Origin of the sequence: Pseudoalteromonas 'SMAR' (assembly GCF_048515945.1) — a bacterium.
Classification (GTDB): domain Bacteria; phylum Pseudomonadota; class Gammaproteobacteria; order Enterobacterales; family Alteromonadaceae; genus Pseudoalteromonas.
Genome location: NZ_JBLWMW010000012.1, coordinates 70,678 through 95,667, shown reverse-complemented (window position 1 = coordinate 95,667; position 24,990 = coordinate 70,678). Strand labels below are relative to the sequence as shown.

The following is a 24,990-nucleotide window of genomic DNA, read 5'->3' as shown; positions in this document are numbered from 1 at the left end:
AACCCTTTACCATGCTGTTCAAAAATTACTCACGAAAGATCAACACGCCCTAAAAGAAAGGAAGGAAATACTATGAGCATTAATGCCTATGCTGCGCAACACGCAGGCGGTAAATTAGAACCCTATTCGTACGAGCCAGGAGAGCTTGCTGTACAAGACGTCGAAATTGCCGTGGAATACTGTGGGATCTGCCATTCCGACTTATCCATGATCGATAACGAGTGGGGCATGAGTGAATACCCGCTGGTGGCGGGACATGAGGTTATTGGCCGTGTAACCCAAGTTGGCGAGCAAGTGCAAGGCCTCAGCGTTGGTCAAAAAGTTGGTTTGGGTTGGCACAGCGATTACTGTGGCCATTGTCCTAGCTGCGACAGCGGTGATGAAAACCTCTGTGGCGATGCACAAGGCACTATTATTGGTCACCACGGTGGTTTTGCCGATAAGGTCAGAGCCAATGCCAAAAGCGTTGTAGCGTTACCAGAGCAACTTGATTTAAAAACCGCAGGTCCGCTGTTTTGCGGTGGCATTACCGTGTTTAACCCTTTGGTGCAATTTGATGTTAAGCCCACTGACAAAGTGGCTGTCATAGGGATCGGTGGTTTAGGGCACTTGGCGTTGCAGTTTTTAAATGCGTGGGGCTGTGAAGTGACGGCATTCACCTCCAGTGAGAGTAAAGCTGAAGAAGCCAAATCATTTGGCGCCCATCATATTATTAACTCGCGCTCAGAATCCGAGCTTGAGCAAGCGGCAGGGCAGTTTGACTTTATTATTTCCACGGTGAACGTCAAGCTGGACTGGAATGCTTATATTAACACCTTAAAACCTAAGGGCCGTTTGCACTTTGTTGGCGCGACGTTAGAGCCATTGGATTTGAGCTTATTTGGTTTATTGCTGGGGCAGCGTAGTGTCTCGGCTTCACCGGTGGGTAGTCCTGCAACCATAGCGCAAATGCTGGAGTTTGCTGCGCAGCATAACATTGCACCGCAAATTGAGCTGTTCGATTTTGCCGAGATTAATCAGGCACTGGATCATTTGCGTGCCGGAAAAGCGCGCTATCGGATTGTGCTGCAACATAAATAACTATTTTCTAAATAGTGCAGTCAGTAAAAAGCCCGCAATTGCGGGCTTTTACTTTGTTAGAGTTAGGCGAGACCTTCGTCGGTTTCGACGTGTTCCTCTTTATGATGCTTGGCAATTTCATCACGTAGCGCTTGTTTACTGCGCTTTTCTGACACTCGCCTTGCCATCAGCCAATAGAAGAACAGCGGCAAAAAGAACACCGCCAAGAAAGTGGCTGATAACATGCCACCCATGACCCCGGTACCGACACTGTGTCTTGCTCCAGCACCAGCCCCTGAGCTGAGCACCAATGGCACAACACCAAGGATAAACGCCAGTGAAGTCATAATAATGGGCCTAAACCGTAATCGTGCTGCTTCTAATGCCGCCGTTGCCGGGCTCCAGCCCTGCTGATATTTCATCAACGCATACTCAACAATTAAGATGGCATTTTTACTGGCAAGACCTAGTAACGTCACCAAGCCAATTTGGAAATATACGTCGTTGGTTAATCCGGCAATCCAAATCGACACCAATGCACCAAAAGTACCAAATGGCAGGGCTAGCATCACCGACAATGGCAATGACCAGCGTTCATACAGGGCCGCTAGGATTAAGAATACCATGATCACCGCCATGCCAAGAGCAATGCCTGTGGTGCCAGTATTTTGCTTTTCTTGATACGCCGAGCCGGTCCACTCGTAGGTCATATCCGGTGGCAATACCTCTGCGGCAATGCGCTCAAACTCGGCAATCGCCTGACCTGAACTGTATCCTGGCGCTGCCTCACCCATTAGTTTAACCGCTGACAAGTTATTGTAGCGATTCATGGTTTCTGGGCCACGACTGTATTCAATGTCAGTAAAGGCAGAAATTGGCACCATTTCACTGCGATTATTTTTAACATAGATACGACCAACGTCTTCTGGGGTCATTCTAAATTCGGCCTCGGCAGACATGATCACCTGCCAAGCACGACCAAATTTATTAAAGTCATTGACGTAGTAGTTGCCTAAATTCGCGGCTAAGGCATTAAACGCAGAGTTAATATTAACCCCCATAGCGCGTGCCTGTTCACGATCCATATTCACTTTTAACTGTGGTGCATCAGGGCGCCATAGGGTTTGCAAACTGGCTAACACTGGGCTTTTTTGCGCTTCAGCGGTTAACAGCTGCATGCCTTGTTTAAGCTTTTCAGGATCGGTACTGCCTTTATTTTGCAAAAACACTTCGAAGCCACCGGTGGTGCCAAGACCAAAAATAGGCGGTGGGTTGAAGGCCAACACTAAGGCTTCATTGATCCCCGCGGTCTTCATAAACAGCTCGTTAACCAAATCTTTGGCTTCGACATCCCGCTCATCCCAATGGGTTTGAGTGACGAACATGGTTGCCGCATTATTTTTAAAGCCGCCGCCAATAAAGTCCATGCCGGTAAAAGCCACCACGTTTTCATTCGCCGGGTTCGACTTTGCCGCTGCGATCACCTTATCTGCCACTTCCGCGGTACGCTCCAATGACGAGCCATCCGGTAAAAACACCGCAATCATGTAATAGCCTTGATCTTCGTCCGGTACTAATGAGCTTGGAGTTTTTTGCCATAGCATGGCGGTTGCACTGATCATAGCAATCATTAAGGTGAGACCAATAAAGCCACGGCGTACCATAAAGCTTACTGTACCAACGTAGCGGTTAGTTACCCGGTGGAACCAATCGTTAAACCACAAAAAGAATTTAGCGGTTTGTTTATGCTCGTGCTTTAATAGCATCACACACAGTGCTGGCGTCATGGTTAGGGCAACCACACCAGACAAACTCACTGAAATAGAAATGGTAATGGCAAATTGACGAAACAACTCGCCGGTTAACCCACCTAAAAAGGCAATGGGGACAAACACCGAACACAGTACCAGCACGATGGCGACCACAGGACCGCTGACTTCTTGCATTGCCTTAATGGCCGCTTCACGAGCTTGTAGCCCTTGTTCGTGCATGATCCGCTCAACGTTTTCTAGCACCACGATGGCATCATCGACGACAATACCAATGGACAATACCATGCCGAATAAGGTTAAGGTGTTAATGGAGTAGCCCAGCATATACATGCCAGCAAACGTGCCCAGCAAGGACACTGGCACCGCCAAAGTGGGGATCAAGGTGGCGCGCCAGTTTTGTAAAAACAAGTACACCACTAAGAATACCAACACCATGGCTTCACCTAAGGTGATTAACACCTCACGAATAGAGACTTCGACAAAGCGGGTGGTGTCGTACGAGTTGACATGAGCAAGGCCCGTGGGAAATTGTGGCTTGATTGCTTCAATTTCTGCTTCTACTGCGGTTGCCACATCTAACGCATTGGCACCAGGTTGCAAGAAGACCCCAAGTAATACCGCTTCTTTACCGTTGAGCGTACCTTGGAAGTTGTAATCTTTAGAACCAAGCTCTACCCGAGCCACGTCTTTTAAGCGTAAGGTGGAGCCATCTGGGTTAGCACGAATAATGATATTTTCAAATTCCTCAGCAGTGGATAAGCGGCCTTTTGCCGTCACACTGTATACCAAGGATTGTTCATCTTGTGCAGTAGGAGTGGCACCAATACTGCCTGCGGCATACTGTGAGTTTTGCTCACGAATGGCGCCGGCCACTTCATCAGCCGTGACCGATAATTGGCTCATGATGTCAGGGCGCAGCCAAACTCGCATGGCATAGTCTTTGGCACCAAAGATTTGCACATTGGTGGTACCAGGAATACGCTTAACGCGGTCGAGAATATTCATGGTGATGTAGTTCGACGTCCACAGGCTGCTGCGACTGCCATCCGGAGAATAAAACGCATGCACTTGCAAGAAGTTTGATGAGGTTTTTTGTACTACCACGCCTTGGCGGCGAGTTTCTTCTGGTAACCTGGCTTCCACTTGCTTGACGCGGTTATTAACATCCACCGCGGCCTGATCGACATCGGTGCCAATTTCAAACGTCACGGCAATGGTAGTAACGCCCGAGTTGGTACTGGTGGACGTCATATACATCATGCCTTCGACACCGGTAATGGCGTTCTCGATGGGAGTCGCGACCGTTTGTTCTAGGACATCGGCCGAAGCGCCCGGGTAAACCGCACGCACTTCTACTTGGGGAGGAGCAATTTCAGGGTACTGCGCCACGGGCAAACTGCGCATGGCTGCAAGGCCTGCCAGTACAATCACGATTGAAATAACAAACGCGAATATGGGTCGATTAATAAAATAGCGAGAGAACATACGATTACGCTCCTTGTTCGCTCACGTTAACCGGCATGCCGGGGAAGAAAATACGCGCCATGCCTTCAACGATCACCGGTTGCCCAGGTTTTAGCCCAGAGCGGATCACCCACATGTTTTCACCGTCAAGCTTAACCCATTCACCCACTTTCACCGGGGCAGGAAGTGCAACAGTGACCCCTTTTTCGTTTTGTGTTGCGATATAAACGAATTTACCTGTGCCATTGTCTAGTACTGCTTTTTGCGGCACCACGATGGCATTGTTTCTCACCGCACCAGAGAGGCGAACTCGAACAAATTGCCCAGGACGCAGTTCTCCATCTGGGTTGTCAATGCGCGCTTGCAATTCGCTAGTGCCGGTATGGCGGTTAACACGGACGTCACTAAAGTTGACTTTGCCTACTTGGCCATAGACCGAACCGTCTTGCAAAATAACCGTGGTATCGAACTCATTATTTTCAGGTAAGCTCAAGGTCCCAGCTTCAACGTCTTTACGCATGGTCAATTGTTCACGCTCGGAAAAACCAAAGCGAGCACGAATGGTACTGGTATCGGTCAGCTCAGTCAGCAGCACACTAGGGCCAGAAACATAACTGCCTTCTGACATCAACTCTCTGCCCATAATGCCCGACACTGGCGCTTTTACCTGAGCGTATTCGAGGTTTAATTGCGCTTCTTTTAATGCCACTCTGGCTGACTCTAGGTTGGCTTGCGCAATTTCAAACGCCGACACTGAGTTGTCAAAATCACGCTTAGATACCGAGCGCTCATTTTTTAACCTTTCTAGTCGTTTGCTTTCGCGGCGCGTTTGCGCGACATTAGCCTCGGCTGCTTGCAGTGCCGCTTCGGCTTTTTCTACCGCCAGCTTAAATGGCTCTAATTCAATGGTAAATAAAGAATGCCCAGCTTTGATAAACTGACCTTCTTCAAAATTACGAGACTCAATAATGCCTGCGACTCGAGCGCGGATCTCGACCTCTTTGTCACCGGCAAGGGTTGCCGGTAATTCGATATCGAAGGGGACTGATTGTTGACTAACCTCTTGCACACTCACTTGGGCTGGCGGCATACCGCCACCTTGGCCTGATTTTGGTGCTTCTGAGCATGCACTAAGAGTGCCCAGCGCAAGGAGTAAAAAAGATAATTGCTTTACACGACTGCGTATTAATGCTGGATACATGAATACTCCAATTCCTATATGATCATTGTTGCTACTTTAGCCTGTGATGGCCAAAGAACTGCCTTGTTGATTGTCAATTTACCCCATACTGGATGCAATACAGTGGAGTTATTCTATACCAACCCGAATTAATACTTGCGCAACTTGAGGGGCGTACATTTAACCGCAGTGAGCGGTAAATCTTGTTGCCTCAAATAGACCACTTAATTAAGCAAGTGGGTATTAATTCTGTTGTCACTTTTACCACACCAAAGTAAAAGTCTAATGCCTAGTCACCGAGAAGTATAATATTTAATCACTTATTCGTTGGTTCAGCTCGACAAATTAACAAGTAAACGCTAGTGTATACTTTGTAACGTAAAAGGTAAACGCTTCCGTGTACATTTATCCGAATAAAGTAAACACTGGTGTGTACTTTTTATTAAGGGTAAGTTTGATTACAATGACATAAAAGGCGATTTTACTTAGCATTGACGACAAATCTCAGTATGATTGCCGACTTTATACAGCAGTTTCGAATGTAAAAGCAGTCAAGGAAGTCAAAGATAGTGTAGCGAAGCCGCTTTTTGCTTAAATTTTAACGATAGTAATAAATCAATGACGCAACTTTCTCAGAAACAGCAGTCTATTTTGTGCGCGGCAATAGAAGAGTTCGCACAAAAAGGCCTTCAAGCGACAACCATGGAGTCGATCAGCCAATCTGCTGAGGTGTCTAAACGCACATTATATAAGCATTACTCCACCAAAGACGAGTTATTCGACGCCGTAGTTGAGCTGTTAATCGAGCGGATCAAACCCATTACCGCCATTCAATTTATTCCTAATTACGACTTTTCAGTACAACTTGAGCACTTAGCGAAAAGTGCCATGACGTTACTCAATGATGAAGATTACATGCGCTTGTCGCGCATTGTGATGATTGAATCCATGCGCAGCTATGAACGCGCGCAAAACCTCAATGAAAAATTTGGCCATTGTGAAGCGGCGATGATCCAGTGGTTTGACGATGCTGCCAGAGCCGGCTGTTTAGGCCACTACGATGCCGATTTTGCTGCCTCTTATTTTTGGGGCGCGTTAAAAAAATTAGGCTATTGGGAGCGTGCCATCAAATGGCAGGCCCCCATGCCCGAGGCTGAACTCGACCAAGTGGTAAAAAAGGCCGTTACGCTATTTTGCAATGGCGTTACTCCACTCCAATAAAGCCACCGGTTTGGTGCGACCACAGTTTGGCGTAAATACCACCTTGAGCTAATAGCGCTTGGTGGTTACCTTGCTCCACAATTCGGCCTTGATCCATAACAATTAACCTGTCCATTTGCGCAATGGTCGATAAGCGGTGAGCGATGGCAATCACCGTTTTACCTTCCATTAAGGCATCGAGACTTTCTTGAATGGCTTGCTCTACTTCAGAGTCCAGCGCAGAGGTGGCTTCATCCAAAATTAATATCGGCGCATTTTTTAACAGTACTCGTGCAATAGCGATGCGCTGACGTTGGCCACCAGAGAGCTTGACGCCACGTTCACCCACCTGGGCATCAAAACCGGTGTTGCCATGACTGTCTTCTAACTCTTGAATAAAGTCATAGGCTTGGGCTTCTTTGGTGGCGGCTATCAGTTCCTCTTCGCTGGCATCAGGGCGACCATATAAAATATTGTCTCGGACACTACGGTGTAATAGTGATGTGTCTTGCGTCACCATGGCAATATGTTGCCTTAGGCTTTCTTGCTTCACCTTAGCGATGTCCTGACCATCTATGGCAATACTGCCAGAGTCGGTGTCGTAAAAGCGCAGCAGTAAATTAACTAACGTGGATTTACCAGCACCGGAGCGGCCCACCACGCCAATTTTTTCCCCAGGTTTTATGGTTAGATTAAGGTCGTCAATTACATTGTGCTGCTTGGTGACATCTTTGCGTTTATAGGCAAAGGTGGTATGGCTAAAATCAATTTGACCTTGTTTAAACGCTAATGGTTTGGCATCCCTGTCATCGACAATTTCCAAGGGGCGCGATAGGGTATTCATGCCGTCGGCAACGGTACCAATGTTTTCAAATAAGCCACTAATTTCCCACATGATCCATTGTGCCATACCATTGAGTCGCAGTGCTAAACTCACGGTGATGGCAATGGCACCAGCGGTGATGGCATTAAAAGACCATAAATACAATGACAGGGCTGCGACGGAAAACACCAACAGATAATTGAGTGCTTGAATGGTGACATTCAGGCCTGTGGCGAGACGCATTTGTTTATAAACCGGTTGGATGAAGACATCCATACTGTCTTTGGCGTAGTCTTCTTCTCGTTTCGTGTAAGAAAACAACTTAACCGTAGAAATATTGGTGTAGCTGTCGACAATGCGACCCGTCATTTCTGAGCGAGCATCGGCTTGGTCGCTGGAAACACGCTTTAATTTCGGCACAAAATACCATTGGCAACCAATGTAACAGGCGAGCCAAATAAGCATGGGGATCATTAAGCGGATATCGCTACTGGCAACCAATGCCAGCATGGCGGTAAAATAGACCATGATGTAGACCAAGACGTCGAGCAGCTTCATAACTGACTCTCGCACTGCTAAGGCAGTTTGCATCACCTTAGTGGCAATGCGTCCGGCAAATTCGTCCTGATAAAACGTCATCGACTGTTTTAGCAAGTAGCGATGGGCTTGCCAACGAATGGCCATGGGGTAATTACCCAATAAACTTTGGTGTAATACTGCGCTGTGAAACAGCACTAATAAGGGCAGTGCCACTAGAGTGATGAGTGTCATGCGAATGAGCTCGTCGCGCTTTTCCACAAATAGTGTCTCTGGTGTGTACGCCGACAGCCAGTCAACTAAGTCGCCCATAAAGCCGAACAAGGTGACTTCTAATATTGCCAACACGGCGGCCATTAATGACATGGCGAGTAATGGTAATTCCATGCCTTGGGTATAAAAACGACAAAATGCCAGGAGTCCTTGCGGAGGTTGTCCCGCTTCTTGGCTTGGGAAAGGGTTGGTAAAGCGCTCAAAAACTTTATACATGCTGCAGTAGTCACTTATTCATCAATGGTGGCAGTTTATCATTGCGATTATGGACTTAGCGAGCTTTGATTGGTGCCATATGGGCACTTATGCGCTTCAAGCACCGAAGAGCAAAGAGTCATCGCGCGAGAACACTGGCTTAACCCGCGCGGTTGGGAGGTTAGTGGTGAGCCTTTCGTTTACTCAATTTTGCCGTAGGTTTTGCGCAAAATATACACGTAGGCATTGATAAAGGCTTGCTCTTGGAACTTCTTCAAGCCAGTGTCTTCATAATCCACCGGGATAGGGTTCTTTTTTAATTGCTCTTTTACTTCGCTACCAGAAAGCAGTTGTACGTCAATATTGGGGATCAGTTGTAATGCCGCTTCCATCTTAAAACCTGCAGCACTGCCTGCAAACTTCCCTTTATGAGGGCGTTGACGGATAGCAATTGAGTCGACGCCATAATCTTCAACTAGCTTGGCTACGTCGAATTGGAATTTACGCATTTCTTCAAGCTCAGCACCTTGGTTAGCTAAGGTAAAGCGGCGCTGGCGAATATCTCTGATATCAAAAACGTCGTCTTCTTTCGTTAACATGCAAAGCAAGGCTTCGCTGCCGGAAATTTCAACTCCAAGTGTTTTCATTGTGGTGTCCAAATGATGTAAAAAATGAATTATCTCACAGTGTTATTTCTATTGCTATGGCGCCATGATCAGAATAGCAAATATCTTCATCGACGCGTTTAGGATCCAAGTGACTATCGTAACTGTAATAGCGTAAGCCGCTTATGGCTGAATTGGGGCAATTGGGATTAAATTCCTTGGAACACAGAATATAGTCTAACACATTGCCTTTGCCTTGGTAGAAGTGGGTCGGCGGTTTGCTCTCGCTGGTATTGTCAGCGTACAAAAAGCTGTCAAACAAGCCAACGCTATCAAACTGGTTGGCATTCACGGTGGTGGGAAATGAGCGGTTCATAAAAGATAACGCAGGGCTGTCTATGGCATCATTAAAATCTCCCATCACCAAAGTAGCAGCCTGTTTTTCACGCTGTGTTTTTAACGCGTCATAGTATATCACTGAAGCCTCCAGTGAGCGTGAGATTTGGGTTTGCATGGTGCCAACGGTTTCATGTAATAAGGTCAGTAATGGGTCGTCTTGGCTGCCCTCTGCAAACATGTGCGCCATAGAGTGCACACGCTGTGATTTAAAATGCACGGCATAACAGGCCAATAAACCAAATCCTGGAATGTCAAACTTACACTTAATTGGCGTGCGGTTAAAACGAAACTGATGTTGGTTATTTAAATACTCCAACAGCTCGGGGCAAGGCTCTAGGGGTGCAAAGGAGCGAAATGGATAGCGCGAGGCAATGGCCACCACCGGCTGAAATAACACGTTAGGGTAAATGTGATCCGGTGTCGGGCTATCTACAGTGGCAAAATGTACTAACCCTAAGTCTTCGCACAGTATTTGTAGGCTGTCTGGGGTGAAAACTTCTTGAAAAACGATAATATCCGGGTTGATATGCTGGATCATACCGCTAATAAACTGGCTTTTAGTTTGCCATTGCTCCTCGGTGTAACGCTCGTGGAGTTGGTAAAACGAGTAGGGGGGCTCAGCATAATTAAGCAGATTAAAGGTTGCAAAGCGATAGCTTTTTTTGGCCACTGATATTCCAGTACATTTTTCTGCAAATAGATAGTGTTTATTTTAGTCATAGGCTTGCACTTAGCCAAGTAACACGCGAGAATACGGCGTCTTATTCGAAAGTCCTCGAACTAAGCGCTTAATAAATGACAATGCTTATTCGTAAAAGCGTTGATAGGCACACTTTTAACTCAATATAAAAACATACATGTGACGCATTGTAGGCGCCACCACTGTAAATAGGATTTATCATGCCAGTAATTACACTTCCTGACGGCAGTCAGCGTACTTTTGAAAACCCGGTTACCACTTTAGAAGTTGCACAAGACATTGGTCCCGGCCTTGCTAAAGCCACCATCGCCGGTCGCGTTAATGGCGAACGTGTGGATGCATGTGATGTTATCGAGCAAGACGCCAAGCTGGAAATTATCACAGCGAAAGACGAAGATGGTTTGGAAATTATCCGCCACTCTTGTGCTCACTTAATTGGCCACGCCGTTAAACAGTTGTTCCCAGAAGCTAAAATGGCAATCGGTCCAACCATTGATAATGGCTTTTATTACGATATTGACCTTGACCATTCGTTGACTCAAGAAGATTTAGAAGCCATCGAAAAGCGCATGTTGGAATTGGCAAAAACCAACTACGACGTGGTGAAAAAAACCGTAAGCTGGCAACAAGCACGTGATGCCTTTGTCGCACGTGGCGAATCATACAAAATTGAAATCCTTGACGAAAACATTTCACAAGACGATCGTCCTGGGCTCTATCATCATGAAGAATACATCGATATGTGCCGCGGCCCGCACGTACCGAACATGAAATTCTGTCACCACTTTAAGATCATGAAAGTGGCTGGTGCCTATTGGCGTGGTAACTCTGAAAACAAAATGTTGCAGCGTATCTACGGCACTGCATGGGCAGATAAGAAACAACTTAAAGCGTATTTGAAACGCCTAGAAGAAGCGGAAAAACGCGATCACCGTAAAATTGGTAAAGCGCTAGACCTGTGGCACTGGCAAGAAGAAGCGCCAGGCATGGTATTTTGGCACAACGACGGCTGGAGCATTTACCGTGAGCTAGAAGACTTTGTTCGTGAAAAACTGCGTGAATACCAGTACGAAGAAGTAAAAGGGCCATTGATGATGGACCGCGGTCTGTGGGAAAAATCAGGTCACTGGGATAAGTATTCCGATGCCATGTTTACCACTGAGTCGGAAAAGCGTGAGTACGCCATCAAGCCCATGAACTGCCCAGGCCACGTACAGATCTTTAACCAAGGCTTAAAATCCTACCGTGACTTACCATTACGTATGGCTGAGTTTGGTTGCTGTCACCGTAATGAGCCGTCTGGTGCACTGCATGGCTTAATGCGTGTTCGTGGCTTTACTCAAGATGATGCCCACGTTTTCTGTACTGAAGAACAAATCATGGAAGAAGTGTCGGCGTGTATCAAGATGGTATACGACACCTATTCAACCTTTGGTTTCGAAAAAATCGTGGTGAAGCTATCTACTCGTCCTGAAAAACGCATTGGCGAAGACGAAATTTGGGACAAGGCGGAAGCGGCACTGGCCGAGGCATTGAAAGCCAATGACATCGAGTTTGAATATTTACCAGGTGAAGGTGCATTCTATGGACCAAAAATTGAATTCACCTTGTACGATTGCTTGGAGCGTGCATGGCAGTGTGGTACTGTACAGTTAGACTTTGCATTACCAGGACGCTTAGGCGCAACCTATGTAGCAGAAAACAATGAGCGTAAGACGCCGGTGATGATCCACCGCGCCATTTTAGGTTCATTAGAGCGTTTTATTGGTATTTTAACCGAAGAGTATGCGGGTCAATTCCCAACCTGGTTAGCACCTAAGCAAGTGGTGATTATGAATATCACCGATAAACAAGCTGATTATGTTCACGAAGTTGTACAAAAGTTGAATAAACTTGGAATAAGAGCTTGTGCTGACTTGAGAAATGAGAAAATTGGTTTTAAAATCCGCGAGCATACTTTAAAACGTATACCTTACTTGCTGGTTGTTGGTGATAAAGAAGTTGAGCAACAAGAAGTTGCGGTAAGAACCAGAACTGGTGAAGATTTAGGTAAACTAGCGGTAGATGATTTCATTGCTAAGATTAGCGAAGAGATTAAAAATCGACTATAAATATAAACTTGCGTGCACTTTCCTTTTTCTTGTGCACGCAACTATTTTTGAATTTTTTGGAGGAACGTACCATTAGAGGCGGCAAAAAAGGGCAAAATAACGCTCAGAAAAATCGTATTAACGAAGAGATTACAGCGAAAGAAGTTCGCTTAATTGACGCTGAAGGCGAGCAAGCTGGCATTGTCTCATTAAGAGACGCACAAACCATGGCGGAAGAAGCAGGACTTGATCTTGTTGAGATCAGTCCAAACGCGGAACCACCTGTGTGTAAGGTGATGGATTACGGTAAGTTCCTTTTTGAAAAAGCAAAAATCCAAAAAGAACAAAAGAAAAAGCAAAAGCAAATTCAGGTCAAGGAAGTAAAATTCCGTCCTGGTACTGATGTTGGTGACTACCAAGTTAAGCTTCGTAACCTTCGTAAATTCTTAGAAGGCGGCGATAAGGCCAAGGTAACGATTCGTTTCCGTGGTCGTGAAATGGCACACCAAGAAATCGGTATCGATTTACTTAACCGTATTAAAACTGAATTGGAAGACATTGCTCAAGTTGAGTCGTTTCCAAAGAAAGTTGAAGGCCGTCAGATGATAATGATGATGGCGCCTATTGCTAAAAAGCAATAATCTCGGCATAATACGCGACGAATTTAACGCAGGTCTAAAGTGCAACTGCCACCTGCGTTAATCCGGTAGTGCTGCCATTTACGGCAGTCTATAAAGTAAGATATTGAATCTTCACCGGTTTTAGGTAGTAAGTTGGGCCTCAAAGCGAGTTTATCTCCGCCTGCTTACTTGTGTTTAAGCAATATCAATTGGAGTTATTGCAAATGGCTTACAAGCTAAAAACTCACAGAGGTGCTGCAAAGCGCTTCAAAAAAACTGCTTCTGGCGGTTTCAAGCGTAAACAGTCACATCTTCGTCACATTCTGACTAAGAAGTCTTCTAAGCGTAAACTTCACCTACGTCCTAAGACTATGGTTCATAAAAATGACCTAGTTCTTATCAACCGTATGTTACCGTTCGCTTAATAGAGGATATCAGAAATGGCAAGAGTTAAACGCGGTGTAGTCGCACGTGCACGTCACAAAAAAGTATTAAAGCAAGCTAAAGGTTACTATGGAGCGCGTTCACGCGTTTACCGCGTAGCTTTCCAAGCGGTAACTAAAGCTGGTCAATATGCTTACCGTGACCGTCGTGCTAAGAAACGTACTTTCCGTCAACTTTGGATTGCGCGTATCAACGCAGCAGCACGTCAAAACGGTCTTTCTTACAGCCGTTTCATCAATGGCCTTAAAAAGTCATCTGTTGAAATCGATCGTAAGATCCTAGCTGATATCGCTGTATACGACCAAGTAGCTTTCGCAGCACTAGTTGCCAAAGCAAAAGACGGTCTTTCTGCTTAATTAGCAGCTTTAAGAGTTTTTCTTAGAGAATTAAAAAGGAGCCACTGGCTCCTTTTTTAGTTTTATTTATTCTTCAATAATAGTTTATCTAGTTGTGCGGTACTTAATAGCCGCTTTAAATACCCCATTAAATACGTCGGGAAAGTGACATAGTATCTGGGTTTAGCGTGTTTTGCCGTGAGTGCGTGCAGTAGTTTTGTGTATACGGCATCAGGGCCGAGGGTGAACTTTTGTGGTGCGTCGTCTGCGCCCAAACGAGTTAACTGCGCCTGATACTGTTGTTGATGGGCACTGTTTTGATAGTCAATGTTGGCCAAAAAGGCGTGTTTCGCATTTTCTCTAAACTTTGAGACTATGGGGCCAGGCTCAATTAAACTGACTTGAATGCCGCTGCCTTTTAATTCCATTCTTAAGGTATCGGTTAAGCCTTCGAGAGCAAACTTACTGGCGTTATAGGCACCGCGATAGGGAAGCGCAACAAGCCCAAGCACTGATGAGTTTTGCACGATACGGCCATGGCCTTGCTGGCGCATGTGTTTTACCGCTAAATTGGTGAGTGTATGCCAGCCAAAAAAGTTGCTTTCAAATTGTTGGCGCAGCACAGCTGTTGGCAGATCTTCTACCGCACCAGGTTGACCATAAGCGCCATTGTTAAACAAGGCATCGAGTCTGCCATTGCACAATTCTAGGGCTTGATGAAAGCCCTCTTGAATACTTTGTTCATCGGCTAAATCCAATAAAATGCACTGTACTTTCGTGCCAGCAAACTTATTGAGGTGCTCTGGGTTTCTGACACTGGCAATCACTTGATAGCCTTGCTGAGATAGTTGTAAAGCACAATAATAGCCGATCCCAGAAGAACAACCGGTAATTAATATCGATTTTTGAGCACTCATGTGACCCTCTGTTTATTATTCCTGCGATTAACTGCAAATTTTTGTTGAATCACCGCACATTGTAAGCCTATATCTAAAATATTGATATAATTGCCTCATACCAGCAGAGGAATAGAGAAACACAATGAGTTCCAGCATGATTATGCTTACTGCATTACTGAGCATGAATGGCCATTTACCACCGTTAATGGAGTGGCAAGGTGCCAGTGAAGAATTAATCCAAAAACAAGGGCCACTGACCACCGACTTTGAATTAAGTGGTGGCCTAGCATCGCCAAATTATGCCGACACCATGGCCTTTGTTGACCGTCTTGTGGCTGCCAACCCCACCCAGTTTAAATTAGAAGTCATAGGCCACAGCCAAAGCGGCCGCGCGATAAAAATGTTGGTGGCTACCGAGCAGGGTGGCGACAAAGCCAATGTTGTCAATAGCACCAAGCCCACGATTTTAGTCCAAGCTGGGATCCACGCTGGCGAAATTGACGGTAAAGACGCCATGTTTATGTTGCTAAGAGACATAGCAACGGGTAAACGCCGTGATATTTTGGCTCAAGCGAACCTGCTGTTTATTCCTATTCTTAATGTCGATGGCCATGAGCGTCGTGGTAAGTACAACCGCATTAATCAGCGTGGTCCGATTGAAATGGGCTTTCGTACCAATGGCAATAACCTCAACCTTAATCGCGATTACACCAAGCTAGACACACCGGGTGTTAGGGCGGCCATGGAAGTGATCAATCAATACCAGCCGGATCTGTATATTGACGTACACGTTACCGATGGCGCCGATTATCAGTACGATGTTACTTATGGCTTTAACCCCAGTTTCGCCAGTGAGTCGCCAGCCATCGCGGAAGTGCTTGAAGAAAAGTTGTCACCGGAAATTAATGCCGCTCTTACTGAGCAGGGCCATATTCCAGGGCCACTGGTGTTTGTAATGGACAAGCGCGACTTTAAGCAAGGCCTTGCCGGGTGGGTTGCTTCTCCACGCTTTTCCAATGGTTGGGGGGATCTTAAAGGCTTGCCAACCATATTGGTTGAAAACCATTCGTTGAAGCCTTACAAGCAACGTGTGCTGGGCACCTATGTGTTTATTGATGGCGTGATTAAAGGCTTAAGTAAACACATCGGCGCGTTGCGACAAGCGGTTGAAAAAGAGGCGCAGTTTGTTCCTAAAAGGTTAGTTGTGGCGCGAAACTACGCCGATCAACCTGACTACATAGAGTTTAAGGGGATCAAATATAAGCAGTTTGAAAGTGCGCTGTCTGGCCAACTCGAGGCAAAATACCTTGGCGAGCCCTTGCAGTATGACAAGCTGCCTATTTACTGGCAAAAGCAAGTGAGTAAAACGGTCACAGTACCAAGTCACTTTTATATTCCACCGGCGTATCCACATATTGTTGAAAAGTTGCGTCTACACGGTATTGAAGTACAACAGATCAAAGAACCGAATATGGCCAGCAATTTGAGTCAAGCAAGGGTGACTGAACATGAGTTTGCTACAGTGCCTTTTGAAGGGCGCTTTCGGGTCTCAGCTGAGTTTGCTATTACGCCGCTGACAACAGAGGTGGACTTACAAAATTGGTATCAAGTGAGCACCGACCAAGCAGGTGCTGAGTTGGCCACCCACCTGCTGCACCCAGAAGCACCGGATTCATTTTTTGCTTGGGGGGAATTTAATAGCATTTTTCAGCGTACCGAGTACGTGGAAAACTATGCACTGGAACCTTATGCCAGAAAAATGCTCAAACAAAACCCGGCAATGGCTCTGGCATTTGATAAAAAAATTCGTGAAGATAAAGCCTTTGCCAATGATCCGAAAGCGCGTATGGAGTGGTTATATGCTAACACGCCATTTTATGATCAAGCGTATTTAAAATACCCAGTATTGATGTCATTTGGAGCAAAATAGGGTGGAAGTGATTACCTTGGCGGTCACGCCATTTATGCAAAACTGTCGTATTATTGCCTGCTCAAATACAAAACAAGCAGCCATTATTGACCCTGGTGGTGAGCCTGAAAAAATTAAAGCGGTGCTGTCACAGCATGGCCTTACTGCGGTAAAAGTGCTGCTGACTCATGCGCACTTAGATCATGTTGGTGCCAGTGTGGCACTCAGTGAAGAGCTGAACATTGATATTATTGGGCCGCATCAAGCGGATCAATTTTGGCTTGATGCGTTACCTGCGCAATCACAAATGTTTGGCTTTCCTACCCATCAGGCATTTTTACCTAACCAATGGCTCAACCCAGGCGAGGTGATTGAGTTGGGTGATTTGCGTCTAGAGGTACGCCATTGCCCTGGGCATACACCAGGTCACGTGGTGTTCTACGAGGCCAATGCTAAAACTGTGATTGTCGGGGATGTGCTGTTTAAAGGCTCGGTCGGGCGCACTGATTTTCCTAAAGGGGATCCACAGCAATTACGACAATCCATTGAGCAGCAGCTGTTTTCTTTGCCAGATGATGTTAAGGTCTTATCCGGGCACGGTGAAGACACCAGCATAGGTCATGAAAGAAAAACCAACCCATTTATGAGTGGGCGCTTTGGCTGAGTCGCTTTGACATAGCCACTAGGGGCTTGAGCAGCAATAAACTTTTGTCAAAGCGCTGCTAAGTGATGTGCTACAAGGATTATTAATTTATACTGATCACACGATTGGTATCACAACATAACTAGATAAGAATATGTCATTAAACCAAGTTGATCGCCAAATTTTGGCATTATTACAGCAAGACGCGAGCCTATCAACCGCAGAAATAGCCGATAAAGTAGGGCTTTCGCAGTCACCCTGTTGGCGTCGTATTGCTAAACTGGAGCAAGATGGCTATATCAAAGGCAAAGTGGCGTTGTTAGACGAAAAGAAACTTGGTTTTGATATGCTGGTTTATGCCCATGTACGCCTTTCAAGTCATGGCCGTAACAATCTCGCCGAGTTTGAAAAGTTAATCCTCAGCTATGATGAGGTCACCGAGTGTTACACCATGGCAGGCACCATGGATTTTATGCTAAGAATTATCTCTAAAGGCATTGAAGGCTATGAACAATTTGTTCGCGATAACCTATTAAGCTTAGAGTACGTGCAAGAAGTGCATTCCAACGTAACCATGACTTGCGTTAAACGAAGCACCTCATTGCCGCTTTAACAGCAACCCACATTATTATCTGCCTCTACAATTAGGCCAGTTAATTTAGCATACTAATTTAGCTTCTTTTCATTTGGTTGTCACAGCAGGTGGCAACCTGTCATCTGCTGTTCTGCAAACTATACTATTCTCATTAGCGCAAGGCTTGCTGCTTTGCCATGTATCAAATTTGTTAAGATGGCGGATTTTTGCTAGAATCCACCGCCTTTCCGTTCGTTGTCAATTCAGACCAGAGGATGTCGATGTTTAATCTGATCAGCAAAGCGCCAAGCTCTGCTAAAAATGATGTGTTATCTGGGTTAACAGTTGCACTGGCTTTGGTGCCAGAGGCTGTTGCTTTTGCGTTTGTTGCGCAAGTTGATCCCCTAGTGGGCCTTTATGCGGCGTTTATCGTCGGGCTGGTTACCTCAATTATTGGTGGTAGACCAGGTATGATTTCAGGAGCAACAGGTGCTCTTGCCGTTGTAATGGTGAGCTTGGTTGTGGAGCACGGTGTTGAATACCTGTTCGCAACGGTGTTGTTGATGGGGGTCTTGCAGGTGCTTGCCGGGGTATTTAAGCTAGGTAAGTTTATCCGTATGGTGCCTCACCCGGTGATGTTAGGCTTCGTAAATGGCTTGGCAATCGTTATCTTCCTAGCGCAATTAGGCCAGTTTAAAGTGCTTGATGACGCGGGTAACTTAAGCTGGATGCAAGGTCAGCAGCTCTACATCATGTGTGGCTTAGTGGCGCTCACCATGGCTATTATTCACTTCCTGCCGAAACTAACCACGGCAGTACCTTCAAGCCTTGCGGCCATTTTGGTGGTCACGGGGATTGTGATTGGCTTTGACTTAGACGCGCGTAATGTCCTCGATTACCTTAAAGATATGTCAGGCAATGATGATGCCACCATTGCTGGAGGCTTTCCTGCTTTCCATATTCCAGACGTACCTTGGAACTTAGAGACGCTAAAAATTATTTTCCCTTATGCCTTGGTGTTAGCGGCAATAGGCTTAATTGAATCACTGCTAACCCTGACTTTGATTGATGAAATCACCGAAACTCGCGGTCACAGTAATCGCGAATGCATTGGCCAAGGTGCGGCAAACATGACTTGTGGTGTGTTTGGCGCGATGGGTGGCTGTGCTATGATTGGTCAATCGATGATTAATATCAACTCGGGCGGTCGTAGTCGTCTTTCTGGTATCACTGCAGCCGTTATCTTACTGGGCTTTATTTTATTCGCAGCAGGCCTGATAGAAATGATCCCATTGGCGGCACTGGTTGGCGTGATGTTTATGGTGGTGTTAGGCACCTTCGAATGGTCGAGCTTTAGATTAATGAAGCAAGTGCCGCGCTCTGATGCCTTCATCATAGTGTTGGTTTCTGGTGTGACGGTGATCACTGACTTGGCAATTGCGGTGTGTGTCGGTGTTATCGTATCGGCATTAGTATTTGCTTGGGAGCACGCTAAACACATTTACACCAACAACTACATTGATGACAAAGGTTCTAAAGTCTATGAACTTCACGGACCGCTGTTCTTTGGCTCTGCTAAGAATTTCTCTGAGCTATTTGATGTGAATAATGACCCAGACGATGTCATTGTCGAATTTAAATATAGCCGTGTTGCTGATCACAGTGCCATTGAAGCCATTGATGCCTTGGCTGAGCGCTATAATAAGGTTGGCAAGACCCTGCATTTACGCCACCTAAGTCCAGACTGTTTGATTTTGCTAGAAAAAGCAAAAGACTTAGTGGAACTGGATGGTCAAGCGGATCCAACCTATAAGGTGGCATCTGATAAGCTTGCCTAACTCTTGGTAAGGTGGATGCAAGCGAACTTGGCTTGCACAATCAATGCATAAAAAGGCACTTCGGTGCCTTTTTTATTTGCGGCAAGGTGTGTAAAAACTGAGACCATCAGCAGTGCTTGAAATCCAATTACTGCGATATAATCCAGTTAGATTAAAAGAGGTGTAAACGTTTGAAGTGGCAATCACTGGTTGACAACAGGCAAAGGTTTTTTTGGGTACTGCAAATAGCCGGATGGCTTGGCTATGCCTTAGTAAACTATATTGGCTCTAAAGTGTTTGAAATGCGTGATATTTATGTATTTGTTATCGCGCTTAATGCGTATGCCGGCTGTTTAATGACGGTGCCGTTACGTTACTTGTACCGTCGGGTCTGGAATAGCTCGCCATGGGTATTGATATTTGTGGTGTTTACCGCATCTTATGTGACCGGCACCTTGTGGGCGGTGGTACAAAAGTTCAACCACTGGGAAATCTATCGCCATGGCTACCGACCCGATGAATGGTTTTACTACCTGCAGCAGGGACTCGACTCTGTTTATATCATTCTTTGTTGGAGTGGCTTGTACTTCGGTGTTAAGTATTATCAATTACTGCAAAGTGAGCGGCAAAAGGCGTTAAAGGCCAATACCATGGCCCATGAGGCACAACTTAAAATGTTGCGCTATCAACTGAATCCGCACTTTTTATTTAATACTCTCAATGCCATTTCGACTTTGGTGTTAGTGGAAGAAAACAAAGACGCAAACCTCATGGTGTCACGTCTGAGCGACTTCTTGCGCCACACACTGAATACCGATCCAATTAAAAAAGTGCCACTCGAGCAAGAGCTGCACGCACTAAAATTATATTTAGAAATCGAGAAAGTACGGTTTGATGATCGCTTATCGGTTGAGCTAGACGTCACCGAAGAAGCACAACAAGCGCTGGTCCCAAGCTTAATTTTACAGCCGTTAATCGAAAACAGCATTAAATACGCCATTGCCCATATGGAGCATGGCGGCAGAATTGAAATTAAGGCGCAGGTATTTGCCAATGAGCTATTGTTGGAAGTGGGGGATAACGGCCCCGGCGCTGAATTAGAAAATGGCACATTAAAAAATGCACAAGGTGTTGGCATTGCTAATACCAAAGATAGGTTGAAAACCCTGTACGAGAATAATTACTCTTTTGTGTTATCGGATAATGACCCGTCAGGGTTAAAAGTGAATATTCGCGTTCCCTATGAAAAGGCGAAGAAGTAATGAGCAAAATAACAACATTAATCGTAGATGACGAGCCGCTGGCAAGAAAGGGCTTAGCAGTCAGATTAAAAGAATTCACAGAAATAGACGTCGTTGAATTATGCGGCAGTGGTCAACAAGCCATAGAACGTTGTCAAAACAGCGACATCGACTTGGTTTTCCTAGACATTCAAATGCCTAATATGAATGGCTTTGAAGTGGCTAGGGCGTTGAGTGAAAGTGTTAAACCATTGCCTGCAATCGTTTTTGTAACCGCGTTTGATCAATATGCTGTAAAGGCATTTGAAACTCATGCGTTAGATTACATTTTAAAACCCGTTGATGACAACAGACTAAAACAGGCGGTGGAAAAAGTGCAAAGCTATTTAAAAACACAACAAGATAACGCGCATAAGAAAAAATTAGCCAGTTTTGTTGCAGGTATCACAGGTAACAATTGCGAAGAGATCCTTAAAAAGCTCGCAACAGGTGATACACTAGAAGACAAGAAGTTTCCCGAGTCGATTGCGGTAAAAGAACAGGGCGAAATTGTCCGAGTTGCTACAGCGTCAATCCAGTGGGTTGATGCCGCAGGCGATTACATGTGCTTGCATTGCAGCGATGGCCAAACCCATATTCTGCGCAAAACCATGAAAGACTTAGAACAAGAGTTAGATCCCAGCTTATTTGTTCGGGTACATCGCTCAGCTATTGTTAACACCAAGCAGATCAGCAAGTTGGTGACGCAAAGCAGCGGTGAATACCTGTTGGTATTAGCAAATGGTCAAGAGTTGAAGGTGAGTCGTAGTTACCGTGATAAGGTGAAAGCAGCCTTAGCAAGCTAATAGCGCGTGGGAAAAGAACTAGGCAGACGTGCTACCTAGTTCAGGTGAGTTATACCGTAACAATCTTTAAGGTATTGCTGGCACCAATGGTTTCCATCTTATCACCATGGGTAATAATGACGGTGTCGCCTTTTTCAAGCGAGCCTAAGTTCACTAAGGTATCAAGTGCTTCACGTACCGTTGTGTCTTCGCTGCAACGGGTTGAATCAAAGGCAACTGGGTAGACACCACGATATAATGACGCTTGACCAAGCGTTTGTTGATGGCGTGATAGAGCATAAATCGGCAGACCAGAGCTGATCCGAGACATTAACTTGGCGGTGTTACCGGATTCCGTCAAGGCCACGATGGCTTTTACTGAGTCTAAGTGGTTAGCAGCATACATGGCGGATAACGCTATGGTCTCGCAGGTATCAGCGAAACGGCTGTCTAAACGGTGTTTAGAAACGTGGATCTGCGGCTGCGATTCTGCACCAAGACAAACACGTGCCATGGCTGCTACAGTATGCTCTGGATAGTCACCCGCGGCGGTTTCAGCAGACAACATCACAGCATCGGTGCCATCAAGCACGGCATTGGCCACATCCATTACCTCAGCGCGTGTTGGCATGGGGTTGTCTATCATCGATTCCATCATTTGCGTAGCGGTGATCACCGTGCGGTTCAGCGAGCGCGCGCGGCTGATGATAAGCTTCTGTTTGCCAACCAATGCAGCATCACCAATTTCGACACCTAGATCGCCACGGGCAACCATGACGGCATCCGATGCCAGTACAATATCATCAATGGCTTCAACCGATTCTACGGCCTCAGCACGTTCGATTTTTGCCAGTAGCTGCGCCTTAGAGCCGGCTTTTTCTGCAAGGCCACGTACGTAGCGCATATCATCGCCACTGCGAGGGAATGACACAGCAATGTAGTCAACATCGATCTCAGTGGCAGTAAGTAAGTCTTCTTTGTCTTTGTCAGTGAACGCCGGCGCAGTTAAACCACCACCTAAACGGTTAATGCCTTTATTATTAGACAGTACACCGCCTACTTTAACACTGGTGTGCACCTGTTGACCTTCGACTTGCTCCACTACCAATTGAATTAAGCCATCATTTAGTAGTAAGAGATCGCCCGCTTGAACGTCTTGAGGAAGCTCTTTGTAATCGATACCTACGGCGTCAACATGGCCTTCACCCGGTTGCATTTGTGCATCTAGGGTAAATTTAGCGCCCACTTCTAAAAATACTTTGCCTTCTTTAAAGGTAGAAACACGGATTTTAGGACCTTGTAAATCCGCTAAAATTGCTACGTGAACGCCGAGACGTTTAGCTATATCGCGAACGGCTTGGGCTCTGTCTTTGTGGTCTTGAGCAACACCGTGTGAAAAGTTTAGTCTGACTACATTAGCACCTGCGCGAATGATTTTTTCTAAGTTGTTATCTCTATCGGTTGCTGGTCCCAGCGTGGCGACGATTTTTGTACGTCTAAGCATCAGAATCTCCTGTAGGCTTATCGAAAAATAGCAACACATCCGCTATGTGAACCCTGATCACCCGAAAGCACAATGGTAATGACACGGCGATGTATTGATATAAGCAAAAACTGAACAAAGTGTTAAATATAGATTGATAATGCTGATTTATTACACATGCTACATTGCAAAATCATTATTTAACGAGTTAGAGCATAAAGAATTATGCTTAGGCCCTTTTTAACACTCGCATTAAGTTATATGATCTATATGTCATCATTATGACACCGGTGTCAGCATGCGTCAATGTGAATGTTTTCTCTACAATCATAGAAGAAAAGCAGTTAAATGTGGAAACACAACAGCTTGGTGCGGTGATACCGGGTATTTTATCTGGCGTTTGGGTGGCTGTTTTGGGTAATTGTTTAACCGCGGTGAATTCGTGTCCGCCGCTGGTCAATCTAGGTTGCTCAGGTATAATGACCACACACGAACGTATAAAGTTTTGATGTTACCGAGGAGGAAACTAAATGCAGGTTGCATTAGTTGGTTTGGGTGTGATGGGTAAGAACCTCGCGCTGAATCTAATCGAAAAGGGGATGACGTTAGTCGCCTATGACAAAAACCCCGAGGCCGGTGCGGAATTATTAAGTTGCGCCCAGTCATTAGGTATGGCGGAGCGCTTACACATAGTGTCTGATCTTGGCGATATGGTCAGAAGACTCGAGACACCACGCTCAATTTTGCTTCTCGTTCCGGCTGGTGAATTAGTAGACAAAGTGTGTAGTGACCTCGTTGAAGCCGGAGTAGACAAAGACGATATCATTGTTGACTGTGGCAACAGTAACTACAAAGATGGCATTGCCCGTAAGCTCAAGTATCAAAATAAGTTTGAGTTCGCGACCATGGGTATTTCAGGCGGCGCAGAGGGCGCACGACATGGTCCTGCAATGATGGCCAGTGGCTCGGAAGGCGGCTGGGAGCGAATTGCTCCTTGGTTTGAAAAGGTCGCTGCCAGCTATAACAACGAATCCTGTTTTGCCCGTGTCGGCCAATCTGCCAGCGGTCATTTTGTGAAAATGGTACATAACGGCATTGAATATGCGCTAATGCAGCTTATTGCCGAGTTGTATCAGCTCTTGCGCCACGGTACTGGTCGCACAGCAACGGAAGTGGCTGAGATTTTTGCTACTTGGTCGGATGGCAAACTCAACAGCTACCTGCTGGCGATTTCACGGCATATTCTTAGTCTCGAAACCGACAAAGGCGAAGCGCTGGTTGATCTTATCGATAATAAAGTGGGGGCCAAAGGCACCGGTCTTTGGACTGCGCAAAATGCCTTGGAATTAGGCATTGCGGTACCATCCTTGGTGGCAGCGGTTCAGGCTCGTCATTTAACCAACACCATTGATACCCCAGCGGCCAAAGAAATGACTTACGCCAGTAAGGCCACCAATACCATTGATATCGATTTAGATGAGTTAAAAGAGGCCTTTTATTTCGCCAGCTTGCTTTGCTATCGTCAAGGTTTAGCCCTTATCAAAGGCGCATCTCGTGCCCACCAATGGAAAGTGGACCTCAATAAAACATTACAGACTTGGCGTGCCGGCTGTATTATTCGTGCCGATTATTTGGATGACGTTGCCCAAGGGGTGGAGTACATTGATACCCTTGAAAAACCGGCATTGGCACTGCGCAACATCACCGGTAAAGCGATTGCCACTGGGTTGTCATTCCCGGTACTTGGCGCAACGCAAACCTATATCGCGACGTTAAGTACGCCAAGCAATGGTCATTTAGTGCAAGCGCAACGGGACTATTTTGGCGAGCACGGCATCAAGACTCACGGTGGGGAAGTTTGTCACCTTACTGATCTAGTGGATATTGACGCTAAAGTCAGATAA

The 24,990-nt window shown here is 45.9% G+C and carries 20 protein-coding genes; 13 read left to right on the top strand and 7 right to left on the bottom strand.

Annotation, left to right across the window (positions count from 1 at the left end):
- Positions 1-72: 72 nt before the first annotated feature.
- On the top strand, positions 73-1,080 hold the full coding sequence (gene ahr / locus ACNKW2_RS07540) for an NADPH-dependent aldehyde reductase Ahr (protein WP_419148001.1): 1,008 nt from the start codon (positions 73-75) through the stop codon (positions 1,078-1,080).
- 62 nt (positions 1,081-1,142) lie between these two features.
- Here the strand turns inward: ahr and ACNKW2_RS07535 are convergent, their stop codons facing one another.
- Both ACNKW2_RS07535 and ACNKW2_RS07530 read right to left on the bottom strand, forming a co-directional pair.
- Positions 1,143-4,316 carry an efflux RND transporter permease subunit gene (locus tag ACNKW2_RS07535; protein WP_419148000.1) on the bottom strand — a complete coding sequence of 1,058 codons (3,174 nt, stop codon included), beginning with the start codon at positions 4,314-4,316 and terminating at the stop codon, positions 1,143-1,145.
- A gap of 4 nt (positions 4,317-4,320) precedes the next feature.
- Positions 4,321-5,496 carry an efflux RND transporter periplasmic adaptor subunit gene (locus ACNKW2_RS07530; RefSeq protein ID WP_419147999.1) on the bottom strand — a complete coding sequence of 392 codons (1,176 nt, stop codon included), beginning with the start codon at positions 5,494-5,496 and terminating at the stop codon, positions 4,321-4,323.
- Positions 5,497-6,093: 597 nt separating this feature from the next.
- Here ACNKW2_RS07530 and ACNKW2_RS07525 point away from each other — a divergent pair.
- Positions 6,094-6,696: a TetR/AcrR family transcriptional regulator gene (locus tag ACNKW2_RS07525; protein WP_419147998.1), complete on the top strand. Its 603-nt coding sequence runs from the start codon at positions 6,094-6,096 to the stop codon at positions 6,694-6,696.
- On the opposite strand, the gene ACNKW2_RS07520 is transcribed toward ACNKW2_RS07525, so the two are convergent.
- The 3 genes from ACNKW2_RS07520 to ACNKW2_RS07510 form a co-directional block, all read right to left on the bottom strand.
- Positions 6,680-8,524 (bottom strand): ABC transporter ATP-binding protein, encoded by a 1,845-nt coding sequence (locus ACNKW2_RS07520; RefSeq protein ID WP_419147997.1) that lies wholly within the window; start codon positions 8,522-8,524, stop codon positions 6,680-6,682. The two genes, ACNKW2_RS07525 and ACNKW2_RS07520, sit on opposite strands and share 17 nt — an antisense overlap.
- 179 nt (positions 8,525-8,703) lie before the next feature.
- Positions 8,704-9,150, bottom strand: a complete 447-nt coding sequence (locus ACNKW2_RS07515) for a DUF3010 family protein (RefSeq protein WP_419147996.1) — start codon at positions 9,148-9,150, stop codon at positions 8,704-8,706.
- Positions 9,151-9,184: 34 nt separating this feature from the next.
- A complete protein-coding gene (locus tag ACNKW2_RS07510) occupies positions 9,185-10,177 on the bottom strand; it encodes an endonuclease/exonuclease/phosphatase family protein (RefSeq protein ID WP_419147995.1) in 993 nt (330 codons plus the stop codon).
- A gap of 230 nt (positions 10,178-10,407) precedes the next feature.
- On the opposite strand from ACNKW2_RS07510, the gene thrS reads away from it, so the two are divergent.
- The 4 genes from thrS (at position 10,408) to rplT (ending at position 13,717) form a co-directional block, all read left to right on the top strand.
- Positions 10,408-12,318: a threonine--tRNA ligase gene (thrS, locus tag ACNKW2_RS07505; protein WP_419147994.1), complete on the top strand. Its 1,911-nt coding sequence runs from the start codon at positions 10,408-10,410 to the stop codon at positions 12,316-12,318.
- Between the two features lie 56 nt (positions 12,319-12,374).
- The gene (gene infC / locus ACNKW2_RS07500; RefSeq protein WP_419148003.1) at positions 12,375-12,938 is read left to right on the top strand and encodes a translation initiation factor IF-3; all 564 of its coding nucleotides are present in this window, start codon (positions 12,375-12,377) and stop codon (positions 12,936-12,938) included.
- 203 nt (positions 12,939-13,141) lie between these two features.
- A complete protein-coding gene (rpmI, locus tag ACNKW2_RS07495; RefSeq protein ID WP_336566413.1) occupies positions 13,142-13,342 on the top strand; it encodes a 50S ribosomal protein L35 in 201 nt (66 codons plus the stop codon).
- A 15-nt stretch (positions 13,343-13,357) separates the two neighbouring features.
- Complete coding sequence (gene rplT, locus ACNKW2_RS07490; RefSeq protein WP_336566412.1) at positions 13,358-13,717, top strand: 50S ribosomal protein L20; 360 nt, start codon at positions 13,358-13,360, stop codon at positions 13,715-13,717.
- A gap of 62 nt (positions 13,718-13,779) precedes the next feature.
- On the opposite strand, the gene ACNKW2_RS07485 is transcribed toward rplT, so the two are convergent.
- Entirely contained in the window at positions 13,780-14,613 is an 834-nt protein-coding gene (locus tag ACNKW2_RS07485) for an SDR family oxidoreductase (RefSeq protein WP_419147993.1), read from the bottom strand.
- Positions 14,614-14,737: 124 nt separating this feature from the next.
- Between ACNKW2_RS07485 and ACNKW2_RS07480 the strand changes: the two genes are divergently transcribed.
- From ACNKW2_RS07480 to ACNKW2_RS07455, 6 genes are all read left to right on the top strand, one after another.
- Positions 14,738-16,525, top strand: a complete 1,788-nt coding sequence (locus ACNKW2_RS07480; protein WP_419147992.1) for a M14 family metallopeptidase — start codon at positions 14,738-14,740, stop codon at positions 16,523-16,525.
- A 1-nt stretch (position 16,526) separates the two neighbouring features.
- A complete protein-coding gene (locus ACNKW2_RS07475; RefSeq protein WP_419147991.1) occupies positions 16,527-17,168 on the top strand; it encodes an MBL fold metallo-hydrolase in 642 nt (213 codons plus the stop codon).
- A gap of 133 nt (positions 17,169-17,301) precedes the next feature.
- On the top strand, positions 17,302-17,760 hold the full coding sequence (locus ACNKW2_RS07470; protein ID WP_336566408.1) for an Lrp/AsnC family transcriptional regulator: 459 nt from the start codon (positions 17,302-17,304) through the stop codon (positions 17,758-17,760).
- A 242-nt stretch (positions 17,761-18,002) separates the two neighbouring features.
- A complete protein-coding gene (locus tag ACNKW2_RS07465) occupies positions 18,003-19,559 on the top strand; it encodes a SulP family inorganic anion transporter (protein ID WP_419147990.1) in 1,557 nt (518 codons plus the stop codon).
- A 170-nt stretch (positions 19,560-19,729) separates the two neighbouring features.
- Positions 19,730-20,800, top strand: coding sequence for a sensor histidine kinase (locus ACNKW2_RS07460; protein ID WP_336566406.1), 1,071 nt, complete (start codon positions 19,730-19,732; stop codon positions 20,798-20,800).
- On the top strand, positions 20,800-21,624 hold the full coding sequence (locus ACNKW2_RS07455; RefSeq protein WP_419147989.1) for a LytR/AlgR family response regulator transcription factor: 825 nt from the start codon (positions 20,800-20,802) through the stop codon (positions 21,622-21,624). The genes ACNKW2_RS07460 and ACNKW2_RS07455 overlap by 1 nt, the downstream gene beginning before the upstream one ends.
- Positions 21,625-21,673: 49 nt before the next feature.
- On the opposite strand, the gene pyk is transcribed toward ACNKW2_RS07455, so the two are convergent.
- Positions 21,674-23,107 carry a pyruvate kinase gene (gene pyk / locus ACNKW2_RS07450; RefSeq protein WP_419147988.1) on the bottom strand — a complete coding sequence of 478 codons (1,434 nt, stop codon included), beginning with the start codon at positions 23,105-23,107 and terminating at the stop codon, positions 21,674-21,676.
- A gap of 509 nt (positions 23,108-23,616) precedes the next feature.
- Between pyk and gndA the strand changes: the two genes are divergently transcribed.
- The gene (gndA, locus tag ACNKW2_RS07445) at positions 23,617-24,990 is read left to right on the top strand and encodes an NADP-dependent phosphogluconate dehydrogenase (protein WP_336566402.1); all 1,374 of its coding nucleotides are present in this window, start codon (positions 23,617-23,619) and stop codon (positions 24,988-24,990) included.

Bases quoted from the DNA above. Each gene is read 5' to 3' on its own strand.
- ahr (WP_419148001.1), top strand. From the start codon at position 73: ATGAGCATTAATGCCTATGCTGCGCAACACGCAGGCGGTAAATTAGAA.
- ACNKW2_RS07535 (WP_419148000.1), bottom strand. From the start codon at position 4,316: ATGTTCTCTCGCTATTTTATTAATCGACCCATATTCGCGTTTGTTATT.
- ACNKW2_RS07530 (WP_419147999.1), bottom strand. From the start codon at position 5,496: ATGTATCCAGCATTAATACGCAGTCGTGTAAAGCAATTATCTTTTTTA.
- ACNKW2_RS07525 (WP_419147998.1), top strand. From the start codon at position 6,094: ATGACGCAACTTTCTCAGAAACAGCAGTCTATTTTGTGCGCGGCAATA.
- ACNKW2_RS07520 (WP_419147997.1), bottom strand. From the start codon at position 8,524: ATGTATAAAGTTTTTGAGCGCTTTACCAACCCTTTCCCAAGCCAAGAA.
- ACNKW2_RS07515 (WP_419147996.1), bottom strand. From the start codon at position 9,150: ATGAAAACACTTGGAGTTGAAATTTCCGGCAGCGAAGCCTTGCTTTGC.
- thrS (WP_419147994.1), top strand. From the start codon at position 10,408: ATGCCAGTAATTACACTTCCTGACGGCAGTCAGCGTACTTTTGAAAAC.
- rpmI (WP_336566413.1), top strand. From the start codon at position 13,142: ATGGCTTACAAGCTAAAAACTCACAGAGGTGCTGCAAAGCGCTTCAAA.
- rplT (WP_336566412.1), top strand. From the start codon at position 13,358: ATGGCAAGAGTTAAACGCGGTGTAGTCGCACGTGCACGTCACAAAAAA.
- ACNKW2_RS07485 (WP_419147993.1), bottom strand. From the start codon at position 14,613: ATGAGTGCTCAAAAATCGATATTAATTACCGGTTGTTCTTCTGGGATC.
- ACNKW2_RS07480 (WP_419147992.1), top strand. From the start codon at position 14,738: ATGAGTTCCAGCATGATTATGCTTACTGCATTACTGAGCATGAATGGC.
- ACNKW2_RS07470 (WP_336566408.1), top strand. From the start codon at position 17,302: ATGTCATTAAACCAAGTTGATCGCCAAATTTTGGCATTATTACAGCAA.
- ACNKW2_RS07465 (WP_419147990.1), top strand. From the start codon at position 18,003: ATGTTTAATCTGATCAGCAAAGCGCCAAGCTCTGCTAAAAATGATGTG.
- ACNKW2_RS07455 (WP_419147989.1), top strand. From the start codon at position 20,800: ATGAGCAAAATAACAACATTAATCGTAGATGACGAGCCGCTGGCAAGA.
- pyk (WP_419147988.1), bottom strand. From the start codon at position 23,107: ATGCTTAGACGTACAAAAATCGTCGCCACGCTGGGACCAGCAACCGAT.
- gndA (WP_336566402.1), top strand. From the start codon at position 23,617: ATGCAGGTTGCATTAGTTGGTTTGGGTGTGATGGGTAAGAACCTCGCG.